Raw genomic sequence first — 13852 nt, 5'->3', positions numbered from 1 at the left:
TCCCGACTCGCCGCCAGGCGCCAATGCAAAAAAAATCCGGCCCGAAGGCCGGAAAAAACTTACAACAACAAGCACAACGGCTCGCCGGCACGAGCCAGTGCGGTGAGAAATTTATCATGTATGAGATAAATTACAAGATGTAGTGTCCATTAAATGGACGCTTGCTGCGGCCATCCCTCTCAAACCACCCGCGTCACCGTCTTGCCGTCGCGGAACCAGCCGTCCAGGTTGGCCAGCATCAGGTCGGCCATGGCGCGGCGGGTCTCGTGCGTGCCGCTGGCGATGTGCGGCAGCATCACCACGTTGTCCATCGCGTTCAAGGCGGCCGGCGTGGCCGGTTCATGCTCGAACACGTCCAGACCCGCGCCGGCGATGGCGCCGGTTTGCAGCGCCTGGACCAGCGCGGCTTCGTCGACCACCGTGCCGCGCGCAATATTGATCAGCCAGCCGCGCGGGCCCAGCGCCCGCAACACCTCGCCATTGACCAGGTGGCGCGTGGCGCCGCCGCCCGGCACTGCCAGCACCAGGAAATCGCACTCGGCCGCCAGCGTCGTGATGTCCGGGCAATAACGGTAGTGCGCCGGCGCGTCCGCGCGCGGCTTGCGGTTGGTGTAAAGGATGGGCATATCAAATGCTTCGGCGCGCCGCGCGATCTGCAGGCCGATATTGCCCAGTCCGACGATGCCGCAGCGCTTGCCGCTCATGCGCGTGCCCAGGCCGAAGCCTTCCTGCGGCCAGCGGCCGGCGCGCACGAAGCGGTCGGCCTCGGCGATGCGGCGCGACGCCGCCAGCATCAATGCCAGCGCGGTGTCCGCCACGCAGGCATCGAGCACGCCCGGCGTGTTGGTGACCCGCACGTCGCGCGCCTGCGCCGCCGCCAGGTCGATGGTGTCGTAGCCCACGCCGAAACTGAATACGCCTTCCAGCGCCGGCAGCGCGTCGATCAGCTCGCGCGATGCGCCGAAGCGGCCGCTGGTGGCGATGCCGCGGATCGCCGCGCCGTGGTCGCGCAGCAGCGCCGCCTGGTCGGGGCTTTGCCACCAGCGGTGCACGCGGTAGCGCGACTCCAGTTCGGCGGTCAGTTCGGGCAGCAAGGGGCCCACCATCAGCAGGTCGGCGAGGGGCTGGGAAGCAGTCGTGGTCATGTCGGGTGTCATGGTTGTTGCAGCGACCCGCGGGCGCGGGATTCGCAAGAAAAGGGGCGGCGGGACGGCCGAAGAGGAAAGCCGTCCGCGCCGGGACGGACAGGGGGCAAAAAATGGGCGGTGCGCAATGCAGCGCCCTCGGGGCGCGTCATCGCGTCGTGGGCGGTCGCTGCGCCCGCCCGATCATTGGGTCTGGATATGCCGTGTCTTGATGATCTCCCCGTAGCGCGCGCGTTCGCTGGCCGCCAGCGCCTGCAGTTCCTGCGGCGTCGAACCGTGCGCCTGCGCGCCCTGCGATTCGAGCTTGGCCTGCATCGCCGGGTCGCTGGCCACCTCGCGGATCGCGGCCGACAGCTTGTCGATCACCTCCTGCGGCGTGCCCGCCGGCGCCAGCACCGCCGTCCATGAGCCGGTCTGCGCGTTCTTGACGCCGGCCTCGTCGATGGTCGGCACGTCGGGCAGCGCGGGCGAACGCGTCGCGCCGGTCACCGCCAGCGCGCGCAGCTTGCCGGAATTGACGTACGGAATGGTCTCCAGCACCGATGCGAACAGCATGTCGACGCGGCCCGCCATCAGGTCGGTCATGGCCGGGCCGCCGCCCTTGTAGGGCACGTGCATCAGGTCGGTGCCGGTGGCCTGCTGGAAGATCTCGCCCGACAGGTGCGGCGCGCCGCCGGTGCCGGAACTGGCGAAGGTGTGCTTGCCGGGTTGCGCGCGCGCCAGCGTCACCAGGTCCTTCACGTTCTTGGCGGGCAGGGTGGTGGGCACCACCAGCACGAACGGCAGGTCCGAGAACAGCGATACCGGCGCGAACGCGGTGGCCGGATCGGAATGCAGCTTGTAGATCCACGGATTGATCGCCAGCATGCCCGAATTGGCGAACAGCAGCGTGTAGCCGTCGGGGTTGGCGCGCGCCACCAGATCGGCGGCGATCTGCCCGCCGGCGCCGGGGCGGTTGTCCACCACCACCGAGGCCGCCAGCTTGTCGCCCAGCGCCGCCGCCAGCAGGCGCGCGGAAATGTCGGTGCCGCCGCCCGGCGAGAACGGCACGATCAGGTTGATCGGGCGGTCCGGGAACGGCGCGGCCTGCGCCGCGGCGGGCAGGACGCCACAGGCGGCCAGGGCCAGGGCCGCGGCAAGGAAGCGGCGGCGCGGGCGTGCGGAATTGCGTGTCTCCATGGTCTTCTCTTTGTAGTAGTAAGCGGCGCGGGCCGCGGAAAGTCGATGCTGCGATGGCACTCCTTTCGCGGGGCGGAAAAACGCGCCCCGGTGCTGTGGCCGAGTATAGGAACGCCGGCCGATGGATGACTATTCGAGCTATAAATAGCATTGATCAATTCAAGGATTGAATCGATGGAATTCCGCCAGCTCGAATGCTTCATCGCCGTGGCCGAGGAACTGCACTTCGGCCGCGCCGCCCAGCGCCTGTGCATGACGCAGCCGCCGCTGTCGCGCCAGATCCAGTTGCTGGAGCAGGATCTGGGTGTGACGCTGTTCGAGCGCAGCAGCCGCCAGGTCGAACTGAGCGCCGCTGGCCGCCGCTTCCTGCGCGACGCGCGCCACCTGCTGGAGTACTCGGCCCGCGCCACCGCCAGCGCCCGCCGCACCGCCGGCGGCGACGCCGGCCACATCACGCTGGGCTTCACGGCGGTGGCCTCGTACCGCCTGATGCCATCGCTCATCATGCGGGCCCGCAAGCGGCTGCCGGGCGTGGAGATCCAGTTGCGCGAAACCGTCAGCACCGACCTGTCGCGCCTGCTGCTGGCGCGGGAGCTGGACGCGATCCTGGCGCGTAGCGTGCCGCAGCAGGCCGGCATCGAGGCCCGCCTGATCGAGCGCGAGCCGCTGGTGCTGGCGCTGCCGGCGGATTCACCGCTGTGCGAACAGGAGGTGGTGCCGCTGCGGCTGCTGCAGGGCCAGCCCTTCGTGCTGTATTCGCCGCGCGAAGGCAAATACTTCTATGACCGCATCGTCGGCGCATTCGGCCTGGCCGACGTGCAGCCCGACTACGTGCAGCGCGCCAGCCAGACGCATACCTTGCTGGCGCTGGTGCGGGCCGGACTGGGCGTGGGCATCGTGCCCGATTCGGCGCGCGAGCTGCGCCTGGAGGGGGTGGAGTTCCGGTCGCTGGGCCAGCGCGACCTGTATGCCGATATGTACCTGGCCTGGCATGCGCAGCACGACAACCCGGCGTTGGCCGCGTTCCTGCGGCAGGTGGCCGAGGTGCTGCCCCCCGCGCCCTGACGGGGGCGACAGCCGGGGGCGCGCCAGGCGCGTGTCGTCGCCGTTCAACGCGATGGGAAGGGCATTGCGCAGGCGCCCGTGGCGTTCAACGCGATGGGCAGGGCATTGCGCAGGCGTCCGTGGCGTTCAACGCAACCGGCCAGGGCATTGCATGGCGTTCGCGGCGTTCAACGCGACACGGCGTTCGCATCCGACTTCAGGCTCTCGATGATCCGCAGTCCGTCCCGGTGGCGCTGTTCGCCGGTCTCGCACGACTTGCAGATCGCGCCGACGTACAGGCCGTCGACCACCGTCTCGGCGAACACGCCCGACCGGTACTGGTGCCGCGCATCGGTCTCGACCCGGTACCAATCCCGATCGCCGATCCGCACCCGCTCCAGCGGTTGGCGGATATCGGCGTCGGGACTGGTCGCGCGCAGCACCGCCCGCAACCGGAAATAGCGCTTGAGCGGCGAGGCATAAAGCGCTTGCAAGCGGGCGTCATCGTCGTCGCCTTCGAGCGGCTTGGCCTGCATCAGCAGGGTGCAGGTTTCCTGCGTCTGTTCGCAGGCCTCGCTTTCGCAGACCAGTTGCACGCGCCGCATGCCGCTGCGCGAGACTTCGCCTTGTGGCGAGCCGTCCACCACCCAGCCATCTGGCAATTGCACCGACAGGCCATGCGGCAGATCGAGGGTCTCGGCGGACGCGGCGGGCGCCAGCGCGCCAAGCGCCGCGCACAGGGCCGCCAGGCGGATCAAGGCCGGCCCGCTCATGGCGTACCCCCGCGCTGGCGATGGTCGCCGCCCGCGCCGCCCGTGAGAATGCGTTCGAACAGCGCCAACTGCTCCGCGTCCAGCGCGCGTCGGGGCAGGATCAGCGGTTCGCCCTCCCGCCGCATCAGGATCAGGTGGTCGCCTTGCCGCTCGACCCGGTCGAAGCCGGCCGTCGCGAAGCTGTTGATCCACCCGTCCTGCCGGACTTCGAGCCGGTCGTCATACAGCCGCGCCTCGTGTTCCTCGGCCGGCATGCGCCGGTGCATCTGCCCGGCCAGCTTGTACGCGTGGCGGCGCCGGGACCAGGGATGCAGCAGGATGATGACGGCCAGGATGGCCCAGAACCCCAGCGTGATCTTCCAGAAACTGTCCGTGAACATCTCGCCGAACAGCGGCCAGGCATAGCGCAGCGGCACCCGCTCGGGGTCCAGCAGCCACAGCAGCACGAATATCAGCGGCACCAGCAGGGCGGTCAGCGCGAAGGCCAGCAGGAAACCGCGCCGGCGGCGCCGCCGCATGCCGGGACGTTCGATCTGCCACGAAATCGCGGCGGCCCGGTCTTCCTGGTTCAGCAGGAAGCGCGTCGTCAGCAGCGGCGCCGCGGCCTCGGGCGCCTGCCGCGCTTGCGGCGGGTGCTGCGTCGCGTCCGGAGCGCCGGCGTGGCAGGATGCGGCCCACGCCTTGATGCGCGCCACCTGCTCGTCGGATAGCGCCTGTCGCGGCAGGGCGTACACGTCCTCGATGTTGCGCAACTGGATGAACAGGTGGCCTGGCGCCTCGGCAAGCCCCTGGATGCGCGAGCACGCCATGGCCGTCTTGCGTCCCGGCAGGGTGACGGTAAGCCCGCCAGGCTGAAAGTAATAGAGCGGGTGGATGGTCTGGTCGAGCCCTTCGTCGCGGCACCAGCGCGCCAGGCGCCCGCGCACGATCGCCGGATGGCGGAAGTAGTAGATCAGCACCGGGATGGCCACAACCAGGATGGGCACGCCGTCCAGGCCGAACAGGTCGTGAAAGAAGCGCGAGAGGAACGGGCCGAAGCCCCGCTCGCCGCTATCCCGCCAGGAAGAGAACCCCAGCATTCCCAACAGCGCCAGCACCACCCACGCCAGGAAGTACAGCGCGCGCCGCCGGGCGGCCCCGAACATGTCCGCGTAGCTGAACAGCGCGGCCGCGATGCGGTCCTGCAGCGTGATCGGCGCGGTCAGCGAGAAGCCGTCGGCCGGCATCGCGCCGGGCGCGTCGTTCGGGGGCGCAACGGGCGGCGTCAGCGTGCCGTCGGCAGCGGTGCTCGGCTCGGGCATGGGGTCTCCGTCAGGGGGTGACCCGCAATTTAGCATTGCTGAGGGGCGAGACGAGCCGAGACGGAACCAGGCTAGGCGGGACGGGGAGAGGTGCGGCGGGGAGAGGCGCGGTGGGGAGAGGCAGGGCGCGATGAGGCAGGGGCGCGATGAGACAGGGCGCGGTGAGGCAAGACGCGGCGAGGCAAGGCAACGCGAGGCAAGGCGCGCGACCAACCGCGCGCCGCCGCTGTCAGGCCGGCATCTTCTTCTTGCCCAGCAGCGCCAGCGTCAGCGCGCGGCCACGGCTCATGAAGGGATACAGCGCCGCCGACAGGCACGGGCGGCGGAAGATGGCCGCATTGATCTGGTTGAACAGGTCGCTGTCGGAACTGAGCAGCGCCAGCCGGTTGATGCAATCGGCGCCCCAGTAGATGTGCCCCTCCAGCCGCAGCAGCATGCCGTCGTTCAGGTCATAGCCACGGTCGCGGAAATACGCCACCAGTTCGGGATGCTGGCGCATGTCGAGCAATTCGACCGGGCCGACGGCCTTGCGCAACTGCACCATCCGCACGTAGTTGGTGCAGAACGGGCAGTCGCCGTCGTACAGCAGGAAGTTGCGGGGCGCGGTATCCGTATCCATGACGTACAGCTTACCAGCGGCGGGCGTCGCTTGCTTGGGGTGCCGGGATGCCGTCGACGCACGATTGGAAGCGGCGCATGACGCGCGCGCAGCCATGCGGCGCAGCGACGGCCCGCAGTCGTTGTGGGGAGGCATGGGGCGCAGGTGTGTGGCGCAGGTGTGTGCGTTGGGATAAGGCGCAGGAACAGGCCACTGGGATCGCGCGCGGCGATACGCGGTCTGCCGCTCAGGCCTGCTCATCCGCCCACGCCAGCGCCATGGCGTAATCGCGCACGTCCGCCGGCCATGCGGCCACCTGCCGCGTGAAACCCGCGCGATCATCGGCATACAGCGCCCGCGTGGCCTCCTCGAAGCCCGGCAGGTTGCCGCCCATGCTCGACATGAAGTGGTACGCCGCTTCCTGTCGTTGCCGCTGCTGGTCGCGCGCCTCGTTGTCGCGGCGCGCCTGTTCCACCAGTTTGCGCAGCGCCACCGACGCGCCGCCCGGCTGCGCCGCCAGCCAGTCCCAGTGGCGCGGCAGCAGCGTCACCTCGCGCGGCACCACGCCCAGCTTGGGCCGTCCGCGCCCGCGCGGGGCGGCGTCGGCGTGGTCCGCTTCCTCGGCGGGCGCGGGGGCGGCATCGGCCGGCGCCTGATAGCGCGCGCGGATGTCGGCGTCAGCGCCGCGCAGGTCCAGGTCGACCTGCTTGCCGGTGTGGTCGTCGAACACCAGAATCGCGCCGTCGCCATGACGGTTGGCGTGACCGTCCTGGGCCTGCTTGACGGCCAGGGCGACCTCGGCGAGCGCGCCACGCGCCAACAGGCGGTGGCCTTCGAAAGCGGTATGGGGAAGGAGAGGTTGGGTCATGGCGTACAGGGGTTTTATTTACCCGGATAAATTTAATGTCTGGCATTGTGCGGCTTGCCAAAGCGCTTGTCAATATAATCCGGGTAAAAATGGTGCAATGTCGCAACGCCTATTGAAAAAAGTCGCAAAAATTCCGTCCCGACCTAGGGTCAACACCTAGTCAAAACACGTCAGCGGCGTATAATCTTGCTTTGCGCCCGGAGTTACCCATGCGTCTCGTTCAAAAAGCGCTCACCTTCGACGATGTGTTGTTGGTGCCTGCGTATTCCGAGGTGTTGCCGCGCGACACCTCCCTGGCCACGCGCCTCACCCGCAACATCTCCCTGAACATCCCCCTTGTGTCCGCCGCCATGGACACGGTCACCGAATCCCGCCTGGCGATCGCCATGGCCCAGGAAGGTGGCATCGGGATCATCCACAAGAATCTGTCCGCCGACGCCCAGGCCCGTGAAGTCGCCCGCGTCAAGCGCCACGAATTCGGCATCGTGATCGATCCGGTCACCGTCACCCCCCAGATGAAAGTGCGCGACGCCATTGCGTTGCAGCGCCAGCATGGCATCTCGGGCCTGCCGGTGGTGGAAGGGCGCAAGCTGGTCGGCATCGTCACCAACCGCGACCTGCGCTTCGAAGAGAACCTGGACCAGCCCCTGCGCAACATCATGACGCCGCAGGAACGCCTGGTCACCATGAAGGAAGGCGCCACGCTCGATGAAGCGCAGGCCCTGATGCACAAGCATCGCCTGGAACGCGTGCTCATCGTCAACGACGGTTTCGAGCTGCGCGGCCTGGCTACCGTCAAGGACATCGTCAAGAACACCGAGCACCCGCTGGCCAGCAAGGACGCCCAGGGCCAGTTGCGCGTCGGCGCCGCGGTCGGCGTCGGTGGCAACACCGAAGAGCGCGTTGAAAAGCTGGTCGCCGCCGGCGTCGACGTGCTGATCGTCGACACCGCCCACGGCCACTCCAAGGGCGTGCTGGAAGGCGTGCGCTGGGTCAAGCAGAACTACCCCAAGGTCGAAGTCATCGGCGGCAACATCGCCACCGCCGCCGCCGCGCGCGCCCTGGTGGAACATGGCGCCGACGGCGTCAAGGTCGGCATCGGCCCCGGCTCGATCTGCACCACCCGCATCGTCGCGGGCGTCGGCGTGCCGCAGATCCACGCGATCTCCGAAGTCGCCAAGGCGCTGGAAGGCACGGGCGTGCCGCTGATCGCCGACGGCGGCATCCGCTACTCGGGCGACGTCGCCAAGGCCCTGGCCGCCGGCGCGTTCTCCTGCATGATGGGCGGCATGTTCGCCGGCACCGAAGAAGCGCCGGGCGAAGTGGTGCTGTTCCAGGGCCGTTCGTACAAGTCGTACCGCGGCATGGGCAGCCTGGGCGCCATGACGGAAGGCTCGGCCGACCGCTACTTCCAGGACCCGGCCAACAACGCCGACAAGCTGGTCCCCGAAGGCATCGAAGGCCGCGTCCCCTACAAGGGCAGCGTGCTGGCCATCATCTACCAACTGGTCGGCGGCATCCGCGCCTCCATGGGCTACTGCGGCGCCGCCACCATCGACGACATGCGCACCAAGGCCGAATTCGTGGAAATCACCTCCGCCGGTGTCCGCGAATCCCACGTGCACGACGTACAGATCACCAAGGAAGCGCCCAACTACCGCGCCGACTGATCCCCGTACAGTCAACTACAATGTCATGCATCACGCACCGGCAGAACCGCAAAATCAGTCAGCGGGTCTGCCGGTGCGGTTTTATTTACAGCGATTTCATTCCTTACCGGTAGAGTCTCCATGCACCAGCGCATCCTCATTCTCGACTACGGTTCGCAAGTCACCCAACTGATCGCCCGCCGCGTGCGCGAAGCCGGCGTCTACTCCGAAGTGCACCCGGGCGACGTCGACGATGCCTTCATCCGCGACCAGATGGCGCAGGGCCTGAAGGGCATCATCCTGTCGGGCAGCCACGCATCGGCCTACGAAGAAGGCTCCATGCGCGTGCCGCACGCCGTGTTCGAGCTGGGCGTGCCCGTGCTGGGCATCTGTTATGGCATGCAGTCCATGGCGCAACAACTGGGCGGCGTGGTCAGCTTCTCCGACCACCGCGAATTCGGCTACGCCGAAGTCCGCGCCCACGGCCACACCAAGCTGCTGGAAGGCCTGGAAGACTTCACCACGGACGAAGGCCACGGCATGCTCAAGGTCTGGATGAGCCACGGTGACAAGGTCACCGAGCTGCCGCCGGGCTTCAAGCTGATGGCCTCCACTCCGTCCTGCCCCATCGCCGGCATGGCCGACGAAGATCGCCGCTTCTACGCCGTGCAGTTCCACCCCGAAGTCACGCACACCGTGCAAGGCAAGGCCATGCTGGCCCGCTTCGTCAACGAGATCTGCGAATGCCAGGGCGACTGGAACATGCCCGACTACGTCGCCGAAGCCGTCGCCCGCATCCGCGAGCAGGTCGGTGAAGACGAAGTCATCCTCGGCCTGTCCGGCGGCGTCGACTCGTCGGTGGCCGCGGCCCTGATCCACAAGGCCATCGGCGACCAACTGACCTGCGTGTTCGTCGACCACGGCCTGTTGCGCCTGGACGAAGGCAAGCAGGTCATGCAGACCTTCGCCGAGAACATGGGCGTCAAGATCATCCACGTCGACGCCACCGCCCAGTTCATGGGCAAGCTGTCCGGCGTGGCCGACCCCGAAGCCAAGCGCAAGATCATCGGCCGCGAGTTCGTCGAAGTGTTCCAGGAACAGGCCGGCAAGCAGAAGAGCGCCAAGTGGCTGGCCCAGGGCACCATCTACCCCGACGTCATCGAATCGGCCGGCGCCAAGACCGGCAAGGCCACCTCGATCAAGTCGCACCACAACGTCGGCGGCCTGCCGGATACGCTGAACCTGAAGCTGCTGGAACCCCTGCGCGAACTGTTCAAGGACGAAGTCCGCGAACTGGGCGTGGCCCTGGGCCTGCCGCCGCAGATGGTCTACCGCCATCCGTTCCCGGGCCCGGGCCTGGGCGTGCGCATTCTGGGCGAAGTCAAGCATGAATACGCCGAGCTGCTGCGTCGCGCCGATGCGATCTTCATCGAAGAGCTGCGCAATACCAAGGACGAGGCCAGTGGCCTGACCTGGTATGAACTGACCTCGCAGGCGTTCGCCGTGTTCCTGCCGGTGAAGTCGGTGGGGGTGATGGGGGACGGTCGCACCTACGAATATGTCGTGGCGCTGCGGGCCGTGCAGACGTTTGACTTCATGACGGCGGATTGGGCGCCGTTGCCGCATCCGTTGCTGGCTCGGATTTCCTCGCGGATTATTAATGAGGTGCGGGGGATCAATCGGGTGGTGTATGACGTGTCGAGCAAGCCGCCTGCGACGATTGAGTGGGAGTGATTCCGCTTCGCTTCGCGAACGGTAAATGAAAAAGGCGCTTCGGCGCCTTTTTCATTGGTTGGGGACTGCTGCTGAAGCAGGCGGAGTCACTGTCGAGCGCTTGATCGAAGTGGGTGTGGCGTAGTGGGGGGGCTTCGGCTCCTGGCTAGACAATGTGAGATTGGAGCCGGATGGCAATGCGCTCGAAAGCGTCGCTACTCCATCTTTCGCACTGGCAAAAGACGCGCCTTTCTGGCGATAAAGCGTTTATTGATCACAGCCCATCAACAGTCAGGCCCGCATCGCGCCGCGACAATGCGCAGCGATACGGTTGCATCAGCGCTCGGACACTGCGTAGGCCATCAACCGGGTGACCCCCCATCCTTCGAGAGCAATGCTCTAGCCATCTCCACAGCCTCCTCACGCGAAGCCGCCAGAAGCAGCGGGTAGCCCCAGAACTTGGCGAAAAGGACGGCGAATGCCTTGTAACCCAGGCGTTTGGCCTGGTTGGGTTCGATCTGAATCATGGCCAGAACCTGCTTTCGCAATTGGGCCTTGTGCTTTTTCATCCAGAGCGCGAGGCGTTTCTTCTCTTCCGGCGAGTGCTGGTGTTCCTCCGCGGGCGGCGCGGTATCGCTCAAGATGACGAAGGGCTCGTCGCGCCGCAAATTGGCTTCGAACGCGTCGAAGTCCTTCTGGTGATCGTGTCCGGGTTCCTGCGCAAGATTCATCCAGACCAAGGGGAAGTCAGAGCTATTCATCGGCATGGCCGTTTTCCTTGTTTTTGATGCGACGCCAGGTGGCCGCGATAGCGAACACGCCGGGCAGCGTAATGAAGAACACAGCCGAAAAGGCCACGTGCCAACCGTCGCGCAACCCGTCGGCGATTCCCCCGAGGGTATTCAGAACGACAAGCAGGCTGCCCAGGACCAGCGCAACCCACTGGGTCTTACGGGTTCCGATCAGCGCGAAGAGCACCGCGACGATCCAGCAACCATAGAACGTGGGAAACATCCACAGTACGTCGGGCTCAAACGTGATCGCCGGTGTTGCTCCTTGCGCTCTCACGAAGTCATTGACGTAAAAGAACAACTGGAAGGTGACGAACAGCACGGCGCCAGCGGCCGTCGTCAACCAGAACAAGGCGACCTTGTCGGGATTGTTCACGGCCAGGGTTTGCGCGGGGGGCTGGGGAGGCTTGAGGGGCATAAGGGCTTTCTCGATGGGTTTGCGACGGCGGGAGCGTTCGCCTGGGTTCAAATCAATACCGATAGTTCAGCGTGACCATCACATTGCGTGGCGCGCCATAACCCACGGTGTCGAAATCGCCTTTTTGCAGCGCGTATTTCTTGTCCAGAACGTTGTTGACGTTGACGGTGACGTTGGTCTGCTTCGTGACGTCGTAACGGCCCATCAGCGATACCAGCGCATAGGAGCCCTGTTCCCCGCCCAGCGAACTGGTGCCGGTATTGGGCGCCTGGTAGAAGCGGCTTTGCCATTTGATGCCTCCGCCCAGCGTCAACTTGCTCCAATCCCCCGGCAACTGGTACGTGGTGAAAAGCTGCGCGGTGGTGCGCGGCAGTTGCGAATTCAAGCGAACGCCATCGCCGTCTTGCGCCGTGAAATGAGCGATACCCGCATAGATGTTCCAGCCGCGCGCCAGCTCGCCCTGCAAGTCCAGCTCGATCCCTCGGGATTTCGTCCCGTCCGCGCCTTTGTAGGCCTGGCCGCCGGCTGGCGTATAGGAGCCGGCGACGATCTGCGCCGCGTTGTCGAGCCGGGTCTCGAACAAGGCCACCGACGCATTCAGGCGCCCGTCCAGGTAAGCGCCCTTGAGGCCGATTTCCTTGGTCTTTCCCTTTGACGGCGTGAGCACGTTGCCATTGCTGTCGCGATAGTCGGTCTGCGGGTTGAAGATGCCCGTATAGCTGACGTAGGCCGAATAGGTGTTGTTGATGTCGTAGATCAGGCCGGCATACGGCGTGAATTCGTTGCGCTTCTTGTAGTGCAGCGAGCTGCCGTTGGCGGTATCGTCGATTTCGTAGTTGCTGAAGCGGCCACCCACGATGAGTTTCAGGGGCTCGGCCAGCGAGAAGCGGGCCGCGCTGTAGATACCGCTCTGCTTGATTCGGGTGCGGGTCGGTATCCAGGGCATGGCTTCGAAGTCGGGGCGGGGCAAGGCCGGAGTCAAGTCATAGATGTTGACCGGCGTAAAACCCGGATAGAACGGCGCGATGTCCTCCTGGCTGGCCGTGCGGCGCGAACTCGTCGCCCCGACCACCAGGTCATGCTGGCGGCCGAGCAGTTTGAAGGGGCCGCTCGCCATCACGTCGAAGGTGTTTTGACGGCTGCGGGCTTCGGACGCCAGTGCTACCGGATAGGCCCCGGAGGGAAAGAATCCCAGTCCCGTGGCGCGATCGGGGCGGCCGACCAGGCCGGCCAGTTTGGCATCGGAGTCGGTGCGGTACTGGTTGGCGATGGCACGCAGTTTCCAGCCGTTGTCAAAGCGGTGCTCGACCTCGGCAAACGCCGTCTTGAGGGTGTTGTCCCAATGGCTCCAGTCCTGCGCGTAAGTCCTGGAGCGTGAATATTCCGCCTGCGTGCCGTCGCTGAACCATAGTGGCAATCCACCCCAGGTGGCGCCCTTCGGCGTGATGTCCTGATAGTCATAGCCCAGGCTCACCGTCGTGTCCGGGGTCAGGTCTGCCTCGATGATGCCGTAGAACGACTTCCTTTCCGGTCTGTAGCCGTCAAGATACGAGTGCCCATCTTGGTAAGTGCCGACGAGGCGGGCGCGGATGCGGCCGTCCTCGGTCAGCGGCGTCGAGATGTCGCCCATGCCCCGGTAGGTGTCCCAGCTCCCCGCGCCAAGCGAAGCGGCGGCCGAGAAATCACGGGTCGGTCGCTTGCGCACCAGATTGATGGCGGCCGACGGGTTGCCGGTGCCGGTCAACAAGCCGGACCCGCCGCGCACGACCTCGACGCGATCATAGAATGCGGTATCGATGGAACCGATTCCGCTCCCGTTGACGGTGTTGCCGACGACGGTGGGGATGCCGTCGTACTGAACGTTGTTGATCAGGAAACCACGCGAATAGAAACTCGTTCGTTCGCTGTCGGACTGGTAGGAGGCGATGCCCGTCGTGTTATCCAGTACGCTCTGCACCGAATTCAACTGCTGGTCGTCCATGCGCTGACGCGTGATCACCGTGACCGCCTGCGGCGTTTCCCGCAGCGACAGCGGCAGGCGGGTGGCGGCCGTTGTTTCGCCCGTCGTGTAAGAGCCCGTACCTTCGGTGGTCGCCGTATCCGTGCGGCCGGTTACGGTTATGGCCGGCAAAGCGATCTCCCCTTGAGATGCTTCCCGCGCCTCGGGTTGGGCCGGCGCGGGTTCCGCGGCAAATACGCCCTGTGCGCTAATAAAAAATACGGCCGCGGCGGCCGAGCCGAGCGCGCTACGGGGCGCAGCCCTCATGGAGTGACCATCCGGACGAGAACGGACGAAGCGTTCGTTCGGCATATTCATCGGCCAACGGGGCTTCCCAGCGGGGGTGAGAGTAGGCATCAACAAGACTCATTTGC

The 13852-nt window shown here is 66.1% G+C and carries 12 protein-coding genes; 3 read left to right on the top strand and 9 right to left on the bottom strand.

Going from position 1 to position 13852, the window contains the following annotated elements; all coding sequences use genetic code 11:
- Nucleotides 1-179: 179 nt before the first annotated feature.
- Together ACUDCK_RS16255 and ACUDCK_RS16250 are read right to left on the bottom strand one after the other, a co-directional pair.
- On the bottom strand, nucleotides 180-1145 hold the full coding sequence (locus tag ACUDCK_RS16255; protein ID WP_175166854.1) for a 2-hydroxyacid dehydrogenase: 966 nt from the start codon (nucleotides 1143-1145) through the stop codon (nucleotides 180-182).
- Between the two features lie 183 nt (nucleotides 1146-1328).
- The gene (locus ACUDCK_RS16250; protein WP_175166855.1) at nucleotides 1329-2324 is read right to left on the bottom strand and encodes a Bug family tripartite tricarboxylate transporter substrate binding protein; all 996 of its coding nucleotides are present in this window, start codon (nucleotides 2322-2324) and stop codon (nucleotides 1329-1331) included.
- 174 nt (nucleotides 2325-2498) lie between these two features.
- Here ACUDCK_RS16250 and ACUDCK_RS16245 point away from each other — a divergent pair, with 174 nt between their 5' ends.
- Nucleotides 2499-3389 carry a LysR family transcriptional regulator gene (locus ACUDCK_RS16245; protein WP_054482681.1) on the top strand — a complete coding sequence of 297 codons (891 nt, stop codon included), beginning with the start codon at nucleotides 2499-2501 and terminating at the stop codon, nucleotides 3387-3389.
- 167 nt (nucleotides 3390-3556) lie between these two features.
- Here the strand turns inward: ACUDCK_RS16245 and ACUDCK_RS16240 are convergent, their stop codons facing one another.
- The 4 genes from ACUDCK_RS16240 to ACUDCK_RS16225 all read right to left on the bottom strand — a co-directional run bounded on the left by ACUDCK_RS16240 (nucleotide 3557) and on the right by ACUDCK_RS16225 (nucleotide 6908).
- Nucleotides 3557-4141 carry a hypothetical protein gene (locus tag ACUDCK_RS16240; protein WP_175166856.1) on the bottom strand — a complete coding sequence of 195 codons (585 nt, stop codon included), beginning with the start codon at nucleotides 4139-4141 and terminating at the stop codon, nucleotides 3557-3559.
- On the bottom strand, nucleotides 4138-5442 hold the full coding sequence (locus tag ACUDCK_RS16235; protein WP_175166857.1) for a YcxB family protein: 1305 nt from the start codon (nucleotides 5440-5442) through the stop codon (nucleotides 4138-4140). Before ACUDCK_RS16235 ends, ACUDCK_RS16240 begins: the two co-directional genes overlap by 4 nt.
- 229 nt (nucleotides 5443-5671) lie before the next feature.
- Nucleotides 5672-6061: a DCC1-like thiol-disulfide oxidoreductase family protein gene (locus tag ACUDCK_RS16230; RefSeq protein ID WP_006387081.1), complete on the bottom strand. Its 390-nt coding sequence runs from the start codon at nucleotides 6059-6061 to the stop codon at nucleotides 5672-5674.
- Nucleotides 6062-6287: 226 nt separating this feature from the next.
- The gene (locus ACUDCK_RS16225) at nucleotides 6288-6908 is read right to left on the bottom strand and encodes a DUF2239 family protein (RefSeq protein ID WP_054502298.1); all 621 of its coding nucleotides are present in this window, start codon (nucleotides 6906-6908) and stop codon (nucleotides 6288-6290) included.
- Between the two features lie 209 nt (nucleotides 6909-7117).
- On the opposite strand from ACUDCK_RS16225, the gene guaB reads away from it, so the two are divergent.
- Both guaB and guaA read left to right on the top strand, forming a co-directional pair.
- Entirely contained in the window at nucleotides 7118-8578 is a 1461-nt protein-coding gene (gene guaB, locus ACUDCK_RS16220) for an IMP dehydrogenase (RefSeq protein WP_006387084.1), read from the top strand.
- Nucleotides 8579-8698: 120 nt separating this feature from the next.
- Nucleotides 8699-10291 carry a glutamine-hydrolyzing GMP synthase gene (gene guaA / locus ACUDCK_RS16215; protein WP_049073346.1) on the top strand — a complete coding sequence of 531 codons (1593 nt, stop codon included), beginning with the start codon at nucleotides 8699-8701 and terminating at the stop codon, nucleotides 10289-10291.
- Nucleotides 10292-10632: 341 nt separating this feature from the next.
- Here the strand turns inward: guaA and ACUDCK_RS16210 are convergent, their stop codons facing one another.
- The 3 genes from ACUDCK_RS16210 to ACUDCK_RS16200 form a co-directional block, all read right to left on the bottom strand.
- On the bottom strand, nucleotides 10633-11037 hold the full coding sequence (locus tag ACUDCK_RS16210) for a hypothetical protein (protein WP_175166858.1): 405 nt from the start codon (nucleotides 11035-11037) through the stop codon (nucleotides 10633-10635).
- Nucleotides 11024-11437 carry a hypothetical protein gene (locus tag ACUDCK_RS16205; RefSeq protein WP_238909921.1) on the bottom strand — a complete coding sequence of 138 codons (414 nt, stop codon included), beginning with the start codon at nucleotides 11435-11437 and terminating at the stop codon, nucleotides 11024-11026. The genes ACUDCK_RS16210 and ACUDCK_RS16205 overlap by 14 nt, the downstream gene beginning before the upstream one ends.
- Before the next feature lie 94 nt (nucleotides 11438-11531).
- Nucleotides 11532-13790 carry a TonB-dependent siderophore receptor gene (locus tag ACUDCK_RS16200; protein WP_175166859.1) on the bottom strand — a complete coding sequence of 753 codons (2259 nt, stop codon included), beginning with the start codon at nucleotides 13788-13790 and terminating at the stop codon, nucleotides 11532-11534.
- Nucleotides 13791-13852: the final 62 nt, after the last annotated feature.

This window comes from Achromobacter sp. CF-sbj1-Ac2-l, assembly GCF_052698165.1.
This window is presented reverse-complemented; position numbering and strand designations above follow the sequence as displayed.

Excerpts from the sequence above, each read along its gene's own strand:
- ACUDCK_RS16235 (WP_175166857.1), bottom strand. The coding sequence starts at position 5,442 with ATGCCCGAGCCGAGCACCGCTGCCGACGGCACGCTGACGCCGCCCGTT.
- ACUDCK_RS16250 (WP_175166855.1), bottom strand. The coding sequence starts at position 2,324 with ATGGAGACACGCAATTCCGCACGCCCGCGCCGCCGCTTCCTTGCCGCG.
- ACUDCK_RS16210 (WP_175166858.1), bottom strand. The coding sequence starts at position 11,037 with ATGCCGATGAATAGCTCTGACTTCCCCTTGGTCTGGATGAATCTTGCG.
- ACUDCK_RS16245 (WP_054482681.1), top strand. The coding sequence starts at position 2,499 with ATGGAATTCCGCCAGCTCGAATGCTTCATCGCCGTGGCCGAGGAACTG.
- guaB (WP_006387084.1), top strand. The coding sequence starts at position 7,118 with ATGCGTCTCGTTCAAAAAGCGCTCACCTTCGACGATGTGTTGTTGGTG.
- ACUDCK_RS16230 (WP_006387081.1), bottom strand. The coding sequence starts at position 6,061 with ATGGATACGGATACCGCGCCCCGCAACTTCCTGCTGTACGACGGCGAC.
- ACUDCK_RS16225 (WP_054502298.1), bottom strand. The coding sequence starts at position 6,908 with ATGACCCAACCTCTCCTTCCCCATACCGCTTTCGAAGGCCACCGCCTG.
- ACUDCK_RS16200 (WP_175166859.1), bottom strand. The coding sequence starts at position 13,790 with ATGCCGAACGAACGCTTCGTCCGTTCTCGTCCGGATGGTCACTCCATG.
- ACUDCK_RS16240 (WP_175166856.1), bottom strand. The coding sequence starts at position 4,141 with ATGAGCGGGCCGGCCTTGATCCGCCTGGCGGCCCTGTGCGCGGCGCTT.
- ACUDCK_RS16255 (WP_175166854.1), bottom strand. The coding sequence starts at position 1,145 with ATGACCACGACTGCTTCCCAGCCCCTCGCCGACCTGCTGATGGTGGGC.
- guaA (WP_049073346.1), top strand. The coding sequence starts at position 8,699 with ATGCACCAGCGCATCCTCATTCTCGACTACGGTTCGCAAGTCACCCAA.